Raw genomic sequence first — 12,348 nt, 5'->3', positions numbered from 1 at the left:
TCAGAGGTGGCCGGAGAGGCGCTCGTGGAACGCGGAGCTGCGCTCGTCGAGGCCGGTGAAGACGACCTGTTTGCCATGTTCTGCGTACTTCTCCTGCACGGAGTCGAGCACGGCCACACTCGAGGCGTCCCAGATCTGCGAGGCGGCGAAGTCCACGACGACCTCCGGAGGGTCTGCGGCGTAGTCGAACTGCTCGACGAGGTCGTTGCTACTGCCGAAGAACAGCGGCCCGATGACCCGGTACCGGACCGACGCGCCGTCCTCGGCGACGGTCCGGCGGACCCTGATGACATGCGCGACACGGCGGGCGAACAGCACCATGGCGAGCACGGCGCCGGCCGCGACGCCGATCGCGAGGTTGTGGCTGACGACGACGACCACGACCGTCACCACCATCACGAGCGTCTCGGGGATCGGCATGCGTCGCAGTGTCTTCGGCCGGACGCTGTGCCAGTTCACCGTCTTGATGGCGACGATCATCATGACGGCTGCGAGGGCGACCATCGGGATCTGCGCCATCACAGGGCTCAGCGCGGTGACGAGCAGCAGTAGGAAGAGACCCGCGACGAACGTCGAGATGCGCGTCCGAGCCTTGCCCAGCTTCACGTTGACGACGGTCTGCCCGATCATCGCGCAGCCGGCGATGCCGCCGTACCAACCGGCGAGGATGTTCGCGACGCCGAGCGCCCACGACTCGCGCCCCTTCGAGGACGTGGTGTCGGTGATGTCGTCGACGAGCTTGGCGGTGAGCAACGTCTCCATGAGCCCGACGAAGGCGACGCTCAGGGCGGTCGGCCAGATGATGCCCAGTGTCTCGAGGTCCAGTGGCACGAGCAGAGAGGTGAGCCCGGGCAGTCCTCCGGAGACGTACCCTGGTCGCCGACCGTCGGGACCCAGGCGTGGGCGATGATCGTGATGGCCGTGACGACGACGATCGCCACGAGTGGTGCCGGGACGGCGGTCGTGAGCTTCGGCAGCAGCAGCACGATGAGCACCGTGACGACGAACAGCGGGTAGACGAGCCACGGCACCCCGAGCAGATGCGGGACCTGCGCGACGAAGATGAGGATGCCCAGCGCGTTGACGAAGCCGATCATGACGGAGCGCGGGATGAACCGCATGAGGCGCGAGAGCCCGGTGACGCCGAACAGGATCTGCACGAGTCCGGCGAGGATCACCGCCGGCAGCAGGTATTCGACGCCGTGCTCCTTCACGAGCGGTGCGACGACCAGGGCGACGGCGCCGGCGGCAGCCGTGATCATCGCGGGCCGACCGCCGAGGATCGACATCGAGATGGCGAGCACGACGGACGCGATGAGGCTGACCTTCGGGTCGACGCCCGCGATGATCGAGAACGAGATGACCTCGGGGATGAGCGCGAGCGTCGTCACGATGCCCGCGAGGATCTCCACGCTGAACGCCTTCGGGTTCCGCAGTGTCGCGAGCACGCTCGGGCTCGGGCGGACGGCGGTGCGCATCGGCGCGTCGGGCTGGATCACGCTCCAACCCTACGTGCGGACGGGCCGGTCAGCCGCGCAGCCAGGTCTCCAAGCCGTCCGCCGTGATCGGGAGGGCGGACGAGAGGATCTCGTGCCCGGTGGCCGTCACCAGGAGGTCGTCCTCGATGCGGACGCCGATGCCGCGGAGCTCGGGTGGCACAGTGAGATCGTTCGCGTGGAAGTACAGCCCTGGTTCCACGGTGAGTACGGAGCCCGGCTGCAGTGGGTCGTCGAGGTAGTGCTGGTCGCCGATCCTGGCGCAGTCGTGCACGTCGAGGCCGAGATGGTGGCCCGTTCCGCTCGGCAGGTAGCGCCGGTGCTGCTGTCCGCCCGGCGACATCGCCTCGTCCACGGAGACCTGCAGGATGCCGAGATCGTGCAGACTCGTCGCGATGCGCTCATATGCCGTCGAGCGCATGTCCCGGAACGACTTGCCTGGACCGACCTGGGACATGGCGGCCCTGTGGGCACGTTCGACGTGGTCATGCACCTCGCGCTGAGCGGGGGAGAACGACCCGTTCGCGGGGAAGGTCCGGGTCACGTCGGCGGTGTAGAGCGAGCGCGCCTCGACGCCGGCGTCCATCAGGATCAGGTGGTCGGGCAGGACGGGGCCGTCGCAGCGCGTCCAGTGCAGTGTCGGTGCATGAGGGCCGCTGCCGATGATCGTGGAGTAGCCGACGCCGTTGCCGAAGGTGCGGGCATGTCGCTCGAAGGTGGCCTGCAACCAGCGTTCCCCTCCGAAGTCGAGGGCGGCGGGTAGCTCGCGGGCGACGGCACGGAAACCGGCGACGGTGGCGTCGACCGCGTTCCGCAACTGCGCGATCTCCCACTCGTCTTTCACCAGCTTCGCCGCCGAGAGGGCGACGAGGAGTTCGCGCGAGGCCGTGAGTCGGTCGGCGACGCGCGGTTCGGCCGCACCGGCGAGCGCGGCGTCCGAGGGCACGGCCGCGAGGTCGTCGTCCAGCCTGTCGAGGGACCGGATGTCGATCGCGAGCGCTTCGCCCCACTGTGTGAGTCCGGCAGCGGGGCCGATCCACAGTTCCCCGCGCAGTGCGTCGGCGTAGAAGGCCTCCTCGCCGGGGCCCACCGGTTCGGCGAGGTACAGCATCGCGTCGTGGCCGTCGGCGGTGGGCCGCATGATGAGCACGGCGCCCTCCGCCTGGCAGGAGGTGAGCCAGACGAAGTCGCTGTCCGGACGGAACGGGAACTCGGTGTCGTTCGACCGAGTGACGGCGCGACCCGCCGTGACCACGAGCCACCGGCCCCGGAACCGCTCGCTGAGGATCGCGCGGTGACGACCGGCGGCCGCCCCGGCCCCCGCTTCGAGGTCGACGGAGCGGTCCACCTCGCCCCATCCGCCGGCGAGGTACTCGCGGAAGGCGTCGTCGTTCGGGAGGGGCTGCGTGCGCGGGTCGCGGAAGGACAGGGGCTCTGGACACATGGTGATCAGTTAGGCACTGGGATGCGAGCTCGTCAAGCCTGCTCGGGACGCTGCGGCGGAACATCCTGTCCGGTTCCGCGAAAACCGATCTTTCGTCCGGCAGGAGGCGGAACAGAGGCTGCCGGAACGGACGGATCGCCGACAGGTTGACACCCCTTCGCGCGCCTCCGCACAATGGCGGCATGACAGGATCCGCCCCGCTCGGCACGCCCACGTCCCTCGATCTCGACCTCGACGCGAAGGTGTTCGACATGGTCTCCTCGTCGGCGAGCGTGGTCGACGCCGACGCCCCGACCCGCTTCATCTACCACGAGTCGCAGGGCGTGCTGTGGGGTGAGTACGTGGGGGACACCGTCTCCGTCGGGCGGTTCTGCGGCGTGCGGACGGATGCGCGCATCGACATCGCCTTCGTGCACCGCAACCAGGCCGGCACGCTGACGACACGTGGTGAGGCGACCTCGATCATCTCCCGCGCGGATGACGGCACCCTCGTCCTCACCGAGGACTTCATCGGGCCGGACGGGCAGGCGCACGTGAGCATCTGCCGGGAGGTCGTCACCGCCTGATCGGCATCAGTCGGGCGCCTCAGCGGACGCGCCGCTCCGGAACCCGCTGCGCTCGCTCGTCGCTCGTCCGGACGAAGCGCGTCATACCGAAGCGCTCGCCGGAGTCCTCGACGCTCGTGCGCTCGGAACGCGTCATGCGCAGGGAGACGTCGGAGCGTTCCTCATCCATGAGGAACACGGTCGTGGTCGCCTTGATCGACGGCCACTGCGCGAGTCGGGTGGCGACGAGCTCATGGATGGCGGCGACGTCGGGAGCGCGGATCAGCATCATCGCATCGTGCTCGCCGGTGGTGACGGCGAAGTACTCGAGTTCGGGCACCGAGGACAGCCGCGCACGGAAGTCGGCCCACTGGCTCTGGCGCAGGGTGATGAACACCATCGCGGCGACACCGAGGCCGACCGCCGACGGTTCGATGTCCGCGTGCACACCCTTCAGCACGCCCGCGCGGAGCATCGCCTCGTACCTCGCGTAGGCATTCGACCTGGAGATCCCGACGTGCTCGGCGAGGGCTGCGACGGATGCCCGCCCATCCTCGCGGAGGAGTTCCAGCATGCGGATGTGGGTGTCGTCGAGTTGCATCGAGTGCTCCAAACGTCCAGATTCGGGGGTGCTCTTGGCTGTTGATGGAGAGAATATGGCAGATCGTACCGAAGATCGAGACATTTCTTCTTCGGTAACAGCTTGACGATTGACGGATGATCTGTCATCGCACTACTTTCAGCTCATCCCTCCAACCAGATAGCTCTTCCCTCCAACCAGAAAGGGAGCACCACCTTGTCACGATCCTTCAGCCGCGCCGATCGGCGCGGAATGGCCGCCGTCGGCATCGCTCTCGCGGCCGGCCTCGCGTTCAGCGCCTGCTCCTCCTCAGGCGGCGCCGACGACAGCGCGGGCAAGTCGCTCGTCGTCGACGCATCCTTCGACCTCAAGACCGCCGACCCCAACCGCGAGTACGAGACCACGGGCTCCATCGTCGCGAAGGCGCTCTACGAGACGCTCCTCACCTTCAACGCAGATGACGTCACCGCTCCGGTCGACGGCCTCGCCAGCTACGAGATGAACGACGACAACACCGTCATGACCCTCACCATGAAGGACGGCAAGAAGTTCTCCGACGGCTCCGACGTCACGGTCGACGACGCGGTGTTCTCGCTCCAGCGGGTGCAGGGCGTCAAGGGGAACCCGTCCTTCCTCCTCGACGGCATCACGATCGAGAAGACGTCAGACACGACGCTGACCCTGACCTCGGCGACGCCGAACCCGGCGCTCCCCTTCATCCTCCCGAACCCCGCTCTCGGCGTGGTCAACAAGAAGGTCGTGGAGGAGAACGGTGGAACGGCGACCGCAGACGACGCAGCGGAATCGTTCCTGAACACGACCTCGGCGGGTTCCGGCCCGTACAAGCTGGAGTCCTTCGACGCCGCATCGCAGGTCGTGTTCACCGCGAACCCCGAGTACACCGGCACGAAGCCCGAGTACGAGCGGGTCGTCCTCCGCAACGTGCAGGGTCCGACGCAGAAGCTCAACGTCGAGGCCGGCGACTCGCAGGTCGCCCTCGACCTCAACCCCGACCAGGTGGCGGAGCTCGACGACTCGAAGGTCAAGATCATCGCGAACCCATCGCGATACATGATCTTCCTCATGCTCAACCAGGACCCTGCTGTCAGCGAGATCACGAGCAACCCGAAGTTCCTCGAGGCCGTCAAGCTCGGCATCGACTACGACAAGATCGTCGACCTCGCCGGCGACGGTTCGGTCCGTCCCGGCGGCTTCATCCCGTCGATCTTCAACGGTGCGCTCGACGCCGCCGACGGCAACCAGTTCGACGCGACGGCCGCGAAGGCGGCGCTCGCCAAGTCCGGCTACGCGGGTGAAGCGGTCACGCTGAACTTCCCGAACGACATCACGGTGCAGGGCCTCTCGCTCCAGAGCATCGCCGAGTCGGTCCAGGCGCAGCTCAAGTCGGTCGGCATCACCATCACGCTCGCGCCGGCGCCGGTCGCCACCGAGCTCGACGCCTACCGCGACGGCAAGGAGACCGTGGGCCTCTGGTACTGGGGACCGGACTTCCCGGACCCGTCCAACTACCTGGCCTTCACCCCTGGTGAACTCGTCGGCCTCCGTGCCGGTTGGGCTGCCGGTACGGACCCGACCGTGACCGACCTGGCTGCTGCCGCGGTCGCCGCAACGGACACGGACGCCCGCGCGGCCGCGTACCAGGCACTCCAGACGGCGCAGAACGCGAGCGGGCCCTTCATCCCCCTCCTCCAGCCGGCTCAGAACGTGGTCACCGCGACCACGATCACCGAGGTTCCGCTCAACCCGACGTGGACCGTCGACCTTGCCGGAATCAAGTAGCGTCGCACCGACGACGTCGAGCGCGCGAGCGGGTCTCCACCCGCTCGCGCGCTACCTCGGCATCCGGCTGGGCCTCACCGTCCTGCTGATGTTCGGGGTGACGCTCGTCACCTTCACGCTCACGAACCTCGTCCCAGCCGACCCTGTGCAGGCGGCGCTCGGCGAGCAGGCCGCAGCAGACCCGGCGATCGTCGCGCAGTTCCGCGAGAACGCCGGGCTCGACAAGCCCCTGCCGGTGCAGTACTTCACCTACGTCGGCAACCTCCTGCACGGTGACCTCGGAACCTCGCAGCAGACGCGGGGCTCGGTGGCGGAAGAGCTCGGGCGCGCGTTCCCGGCGACAGCCGAGCTCGCACTCACCGCCATCGTCATCTCGATCATCATCGGCGTGGGCCTCGGCATGTGGGCTGCGCTCCGCCGGAAGACCATCACCGACCAGGTCATCCGCGTCGTCAGCCTCATCGGCATCTCGGTGCCCTCGTTCTGGCTCGCGCTCGTGGTCTACTTCGTCTTCTTCTCGCAGTTGCACTGGTTCCCAGGGTCCGGGCGTCTCTCGCCCGCGGCCATCCCGCCGCCCAAGGTGACCGGCATGTACACGATCGACTCGCTCCTCGCCGGGCAGTGGTCGACCTTCGGCGATGCGATCTCGCACCTGATCCTGCCGGCGTCGGTCCTCGCGCTGTACACGATCGGTCTCCTCACCCGGTTCGCCCGATCGGCGATCCTCGAGGTCCTCGACCTCGACTATGTGCGGGCGGCCCGAGCGAAGGGACTCCCGGGGCACACCGTCGTCACCCGATACGTGCTCCGCGGCGCGCTCGTCCCGATCATCACGGTGCTCGGGGTCGCGTTCGGGTCCCTGCTCTCGGGCACGGTGCTCGTGGAGAAGGTCTACTCGTGGCACGGGCTCGGCGAGTATGCCTATTCCGCCGCGACCAAGCTCGACCTGCCCGCCATCATGGGCGTCGGACTCATCGTCGGCTTCGTGTACATCGGCTTGAACTTCCTCGTCGACGTGCTGTACGGCTTCATCGACCCGAGAGTGAGGGTGGCATGACCGACGTGCTCGCCGTCCAGACCAAGCGCACGGGCCGCTTCCGCGTCTCGAAGCAGTTGCGCACACCGCTCGCGATCACGGGCGGCGTCATCGTCGTCTTCTGGCTGCTCGTCGCGATGCTCGCGCCGTGGATCCGGCCCTTCGATCCCCTCGCGCAGGACTTCGACCGGTTGCAGGCGCCGAGTGCCGAGCACTGGTTCGGCACCGACCAGGTGGGTCGCGACGTCCTGTCGCGTGTCATCAGCGGTGCGCAGGTGTCGATCCCGCTCGCGCTCATGCTCGTGATCTTCGCGATGCTGATCGGTTCGCTCCTCGGCGCGATCGCGGGGTACTTCGGCAAGGCGCTCGACGAGACGATCATGCGTATCGCCGACCTCGTGTTCGCGTTCCCGACGATCATCCTCGCGATGGTGATCGCTGCGGCTCTCGGCCCGAGCCTGACCAACGCGGTCATCGCGATGCTCATCGTGTCCTGGCCGGCCTACGCCCGCGTGACCCGGTCGCTCGTCATCGGTGCGCGCAACGCGGAGTACGTCGTCGCCGGTCGCCTCCTCGGCAACGGACCGTTCACCTCGCTCGGCAAGGACATCCTGCCGAACGTCGTCTCTCCCGTCGTGGTCCTCGCGACGCTCGACGTCGGCACCGCCATCCTCCTGCTGTCGGGTCTGTCCTTCCTCGGGCTCGGTGCGGTGCCACCGACGCCCGACTGGGGTGCGATGGTCTCCGACGGCGTGCAGAACTTCTCGTCCTGGTGGATCGCGGTCTTCCCGGGCCTCGCGATCCTGACCGTCGTTCTCGCGTTCAACTTCCTGGGTGACGCGCTGCGGGACGCCCTCGACCCCCGGTCGCAGGAAGCCGTCCAGGGGCGCGCGCTGTGACCGCCCGGCACGGGACAGACCCGAGAGGAAACGACATGGCGTCAGCGCCGCACGGCACTGCCGACGGCTCCACAGGAGGCATCGCCATCCAGGGGCTCACCCTGAGCTTCGGCCGTGGTGCCGCCGCGAGACAGATCCTCCGGGGCATCGACCTCGACGTGCCGGCGGGCCGCATCACCGGGCTCGCGGGCGAGTCCGGGTCCGGCAAGACGATGACGGGCCTCGCGATCTGCGGACTGCTGCCCGCCGGCGCTGACCTCGGCGGCAGCATCCGTTTCGACGGCACGGAGCTCGTCGGTCTCAAGCAGCGCACCATGAACCGCTACCGGGGTACCGAGATCGCGATGATCTTCCAGGACCCCACTGCGAGCCTGCACCCGATGCTCACGGTGGAGGCCCAGCTGATCGACCATTACCGGCATCACACCGGGGCGTCGAAGGCGGCGGGTCGTGCGAGGGCGCTCGAGATGCTGGGGCTGGTCGCCGTCCCGAACCCCGAGGCGGCACTGCGGAAGTACCCGCACCAGTTCTCGGGCGGCCAGCTGCAGCGCATCGCGATCGCTTCGGCGCTCATGTGCGAGCCGTCGGTGCTCATCGCCGACGAGCCGACCACTGCGCTCGACGTCACCGTGCAGGCGGGCATCCTCCGCCTGCTCCGCAAGCTGTGTGACGATCTGGGCATCGCGATCATCCTCGTCACCCACGACCTCGGGGTGATGTCGGCGCTCGCCGACACGATCGCGGTCATGCGGATGGGCGAGATCGTCGAGCACGGCAGCCGGTACCAGGTGATCACCGATCCACAGCACGAGTACACCAGGGCGCTCATCGAGGCGCTGCCGGAGTCCGGCACCGATGCGGGAACGGAGACGGCGTCATGACGCTGCTGCACCTCGACGACGTCCACGTGACGTACAAACTGCCCGGCCGTGGCAGCCTCAACGCTGTCGACGGCGTGAGCTTCGATCTGGAGCCCCGTCAGGTGCTCGGTCTCGTGGGGGAGTCGGGCTGCGGCAAGTCGACGCTCGCTCGCGCCGTCTGCGGCCTGGAACCCACCTCCGGCGGTTCGATCACGTTCAACGGCACGCCCATCGGCAAGCTCGGCCTGCGCAGACGCGACCCCGAGCTGCTGCGCATCCAGATGGTGTTCCAGAACCCGTACGCCTCGCTCAACCCGCGACGGACGATCGGGAGCCAGATCGAGGACGGTCTACGGGTGAACCCCGTGAAGGACGCCTGGGACGTCGGACAGCTGCTCGAGCACGTCGAACTCGACGCCGCCAGTCGGGCGAGGTACCCGCACCAGTTCTCCGGCGGACAGCGCCAGCGTGTCGCCATCGCCCGCGCGATCGCAGCCGGTCCGGAACTGCTCATCGGTGACGAACCCATCGCCTCGCTCGACGCCTCACTGCAGGCGCGGGTGGCGAAGCTCATGCGGAAGCTGGCCGTCGAGACGGGCGCTGCGCTGCTGTTCATCAGCCACGACCTGTCCGTCGTGCGGGTGATCGCGGACGATGTCGCGGTGATGAGTGCGGGCAGGATCGTCGAGCACGGCCCGGTCGACCGCGTGTGGTCGGATCCGCAGGACCCGTACACGCAACGCCTGCTGGCGGCGATCCCCGTCGTCGACGGTCTGGGAACACTCCCGGGCGCCTGAGCGGCCCTGGTCACGGTCAGATCAGATGTTTATCTGATGTACGATGGCCATATGAGTACTGCAACGTTCACGGAATTGCTCCGGAAGCCCAGAGAGGTGCTCAAGCACATCGATGAGGGCCAGGTTCGCATCACGCGGAGAGATGGCGACGACCTGGTCATCCTTCGGGGGCACGATCACGACGTTCAGGAAGAGGGTATTCGCCTGTCCAGTCGCTTGTTCCTCGCCCTCGCTCGACATGGTGGAGACGCTGTGGCAAGCGTGCGGGAACTCTTCGCGTGGACGGCTGAGTTCAGTGATGCAGAGGTTCAGAGCTACGCGGAAGAGATGAAGGATCTCGTCTACTCGGCAAGCGAGCTGGGTATCTTCGAACGGTTGATTCGGGCGCAGACAGAATGGAAGGAGACTGCAGCCGCGTACGCGTCGGGTCTTGGACCCGTTCGCGCTGAAGAGCTCCTGTCCGAGTCGGTACCGGTTGAGCGCCCATAGTGGGTAAGCGTGGTGCCCTCGTCCCTCGTCCTGTCACCTCAGGTGAATACGAAATCGTCTTCGGGGCCACTGATGCCTCTCGCGGCTGGAATGATCTTCGGGCCACGGCGAAGAACGCGCTCCGCGACGCGTACGACTACCTCACCGAACACCCCACCGCATACGATCCCGATCGCTGTTATCGACTCAGAGGCGATTTGGGCACGGCGACGGTCAGCGGGAAGCAGCTTGAGCAGTGGCAGTACAAGGTCACCGACGGTGGACGCCTCTGGTACGCGGTCCAGCCGCCAGATCCAAAAGCCAAGGCTGCCGGTGTCGTCCACATCATGCGTGCAGTCACCGGGCACCCGAACGAGACTGACTCTTCCAAGAACTTCCGGTGACAGCAGGTCTCGGAGGAGACGAGCGCAGCGTCGTCACCGAGCGGTCTGAGTGATGATCGGGCCGGGGGCGTCGTCGATGAACGGGCGGTCGATGGTCTCACGGACGATCAGCTCGATCAGGCGGAATGCGCCGACTGCGGCGAGCTGGACGATGAGGAGCGGACCGAGCAGTGCGCCGGCCGCCGGCAACCAGATGAGCAGCCGACGTTCCTCGCGCCAGAAGACGGCGGCGACCGCCGGCGTGATGGCGAGTGCGAGCCAGGCCGGATCCGGTCGGCCGAACACCGGCGTGACCGTGCCGATCGTCGCTGCCCAGATCGCGAGGACGCCGAGCACCGACTGCGCGACCATCAACGCCGCGACAGCCGGGCGGTGTCGCACGTATCGGTCGACGGAGACCACGGCCCACATGAGCCACGCGCGCAACAGCGGCACCCGCTGTTGGCGGAGGCCGACACGGAATTGACGGTCGTCCTCGTACCGTTGGACGAGCGCCTCCTCGGTGGGGCGCGTGAAGGCGAGCGCTGACCGGTGGTCGTGCACGATCGCCGGGGCGCTCTGCCGACCGTAGCTGCCGACGAAGCTCCACAGCACGCCCGGTACGGAGGCGAGGTCGGTGCTGTTTCCCGGCACGGCGGGTTCGCGCGGATCGTGCGACGGAGCCCAGACGACCGGCCCGTCCGGTGTGTGCTCCTGGAAGCCGATGCGTCGGTCCAGGTGGAACAGGCGTCCGGTGGGTGGGATCTGGGTGAGACGGATGCTCCGGAGGGGCGACCCGTCGTCGTCGACGTACGGCATGACGACATCATCCACCACGGCCCCGACGCCACGGGGGTCGCTGGGCCCGGACGAGCGATCCGGGTTCGATGTGGGTTTCGTCACAGATGGCGACATGTTGTTGTGCACGGGTTTCCCGTGTCGTAGCGTGGCGTTCCGCTGTCGTTCAGAATCCTCTGGTCAGATGGTGCAACAGCTGCGATGCGGTTCGGAGTGCATCGCTCGAACGAGAGTTGTCACGTGAGTCTTCGCACGGCCGAGTACCCGAGGCCCGATCACTTCCTGCTCCATGTGAGCGACACCCACCTGCTCGCCGGCGGCGGGAGTCTGTACGGCACCGTCGACAGCGAGACGTACCTGCGGCGTCTGTTCGAGGAGTTCGAAGCCTCAGGCGGGCGTCCGGAGGCGATCGTCTTCACCGGTGACCTCGCCGACAAGGGCGAGCCAGACGCCTACGACCGCATCCGCGAGATCGTCGAACCGGTCGCCGAGCGCCTCGGCTCGCAGGTCATCTGGGTGATGGGCAACCACGACGACCGCCGGGCGTTCCGCGCAGGACTGTTCGGCGAGGTGCCCACCACACGCCCCGTCGACCGTGTGTACGACATCAACGGCCTGCGGGTCATCACGCTCGACTCCAGCGTCCCGGGGCACCACTACGGCGCGGTCTCCGACGAGCAGCTCGACTGGTTGGCCGAGGAGCTGTCGACGAACGCTCCGCACGGCACCATCCTCGCGATGCACCACCCGCCGGTCCCGAGTGTGCTCGACCTGGCCGTGAGCGTGGAGCTCCGCGACCAGGCCAAGCTCGCAGAGGTGCTCGAAGGCTCCGACGTGCGCAGCATCATCGCCGGACACCTGCACTACTCGTCCACCGCCACCTTCGCGGGCATCCTCGTCTCGGTCGCTTCGGCCACCTGCTACACGCAGGACCTCAACGTGCCCGTCGGCGGCACCCGGGGACGCGACGGTGCCCGGGCCTTCAACCTCGTGCACGTCTACGGTGACACGGTGCTGCACTCCGTCGTTCCGCTGGGCGAGACCCCCGCGCTCGCCTATGTCGATGCGGCGACGAGCGCACGCCTGCTGGAGCTCGACGGCATCGTCCTGCCCGAGTCGCAGACGGTCCCGGTGCACCCGGAGCCGCCGCTCACGATGCCGCTGACGGTCCTCGTCTAGGCGCCTCGACAACGCTCGCCGAGCCGGCATCCCAGGGGGAGCCCACCCGGTCGCCGCGCCTGT

12 protein-coding genes and 1 pseudogene are annotated in these 12,348 nt (G+C 67.7%); 9 read left to right on the top strand and 4 right to left on the bottom strand.

What is annotated here, in order from left to right:
* Both ABMA10_RS21920 and ABMA10_RS21915 read right to left on the bottom strand, forming a co-directional pair.
* Positions 1 to 1,478: pseudogene (locus tag ABMA10_RS21920) on the bottom strand (SulP family inorganic anion transporter).
* A gap of 49 nt (positions 1,479 to 1,527) precedes the next feature.
* Entirely contained in the window at positions 1,528 to 2,940 is a 1,413-nt protein-coding gene (locus tag ABMA10_RS21915) for an aminopeptidase P family protein (RefSeq protein ID WP_347867791.1), read from the bottom strand.
* Between the two features lie 182 nt (positions 2,941 to 3,122).
* Between ABMA10_RS21915 and ABMA10_RS21910 the strand changes: the two genes are divergently transcribed.
* The gene (locus ABMA10_RS21910) at positions 3,123 to 3,506 is read left to right on the top strand and encodes a hypothetical protein (RefSeq protein WP_347867790.1); all 384 of its coding nucleotides are present in this window, start codon (positions 3,123 to 3,125) and stop codon (positions 3,504 to 3,506) included.
* Positions 3,507 to 3,525: 19 nt separating this feature from the next.
* Here the strand turns inward: ABMA10_RS21910 and ABMA10_RS21905 are convergent, their stop codons facing one another.
* A complete protein-coding gene (locus tag ABMA10_RS21905; RefSeq protein ID WP_347867789.1) occupies positions 3,526 to 4,086 on the bottom strand; it encodes an Lrp/AsnC family transcriptional regulator in 561 nt (186 codons plus the stop codon).
* 195 nt (positions 4,087 to 4,281) lie between these two features.
* Here ABMA10_RS21905 and ABMA10_RS21900 point away from each other — a divergent pair, with 195 nt between their 5' ends.
* From ABMA10_RS21900 to ABMA10_RS21870, 7 genes are read left to right on the top strand one after another with little or no spacing between them, the layout of a single operon-like run.
* Positions 4,282 to 5,865, top strand: coding sequence for an ABC transporter substrate-binding protein (locus ABMA10_RS21900; RefSeq protein ID WP_431031010.1), 1,584 nt, complete (start codon positions 4,282 to 4,284; stop codon positions 5,863 to 5,865).
* The gene (locus ABMA10_RS21895; RefSeq protein WP_347867787.1) at positions 5,849 to 6,922 is read left to right on the top strand and encodes an ABC transporter permease; all 1,074 of its coding nucleotides are present in this window, start codon (positions 5,849 to 5,851) and stop codon (positions 6,920 to 6,922) included. The genes ABMA10_RS21900 and ABMA10_RS21895 overlap by 17 nt, the downstream gene beginning before the upstream one ends.
* Positions 6,919 to 7,800 carry an ABC transporter permease gene (locus ABMA10_RS21890; protein WP_347867786.1) on the top strand — a complete coding sequence of 294 codons (882 nt, stop codon included), beginning with the start codon at positions 6,919 to 6,921 and terminating at the stop codon, positions 7,798 to 7,800. Before ABMA10_RS21895 ends, ABMA10_RS21890 begins: the two co-directional genes overlap by 4 nt.
* A gap of 35 nt (positions 7,801 to 7,835) precedes the next feature.
* On the top strand, positions 7,836 to 8,681 hold the full coding sequence (locus tag ABMA10_RS21885; RefSeq protein ID WP_347867785.1) for an ABC transporter ATP-binding protein: 846 nt from the start codon (positions 7,836 to 7,838) through the stop codon (positions 8,679 to 8,681).
* A complete protein-coding gene (locus tag ABMA10_RS21880) occupies positions 8,678 to 9,457 on the top strand; it encodes an ABC transporter ATP-binding protein (RefSeq protein ID WP_347867784.1) in 780 nt (259 codons plus the stop codon). The genes ABMA10_RS21885 and ABMA10_RS21880 overlap by 4 nt, the downstream gene beginning before the upstream one ends.
* Before the next feature lie 51 nt (positions 9,458 to 9,508).
* Positions 9,509 to 9,946 (top strand): hypothetical protein, encoded by a 438-nt coding sequence (locus ABMA10_RS21875; RefSeq protein ID WP_347867783.1) that lies wholly within the window; start codon positions 9,509 to 9,511, stop codon positions 9,944 to 9,946.
* Positions 9,946 to 10,329, top strand: coding sequence for a hypothetical protein (locus tag ABMA10_RS21870; RefSeq protein ID WP_431031009.1), 384 nt, complete (start codon positions 9,946 to 9,948; stop codon positions 10,327 to 10,329). The genes ABMA10_RS21875 and ABMA10_RS21870 overlap by 1 nt, the downstream gene beginning before the upstream one ends.
* A gap of 33 nt (positions 10,330 to 10,362) precedes the next feature.
* Here the strand turns inward: ABMA10_RS21870 and ABMA10_RS21865 are convergent, their stop codons facing one another.
* The gene (locus ABMA10_RS21865) at positions 10,363 to 11,127 is read right to left on the bottom strand and encodes a DUF1353 domain-containing protein (RefSeq protein WP_347867781.1); all 765 of its coding nucleotides are present in this window, start codon (positions 11,125 to 11,127) and stop codon (positions 10,363 to 10,365) included.
* A 219-nt stretch (positions 11,128 to 11,346) separates the two neighbouring features.
* Between ABMA10_RS21865 and ABMA10_RS21860 the strand changes: the two genes are divergently transcribed.
* A complete protein-coding gene (locus ABMA10_RS21860; RefSeq protein WP_347867780.1) occupies positions 11,347 to 12,285 on the top strand; it encodes a phosphodiesterase in 939 nt (312 codons plus the stop codon).
* Positions 12,286 to 12,348 lie beyond the last annotated feature (63 nt).

Source organism: Plantibacter sp. RU18 (assembly GCF_050613355.1).
Classification (GTDB): Bacteria; Actinomycetota; Actinomycetes; order Actinomycetales; family Microbacteriaceae; genus Plantibacter.
Note: the sequence above shows the minus strand (reverse complement) of the source record. Positions and strands in the feature narration are given on the sequence as shown.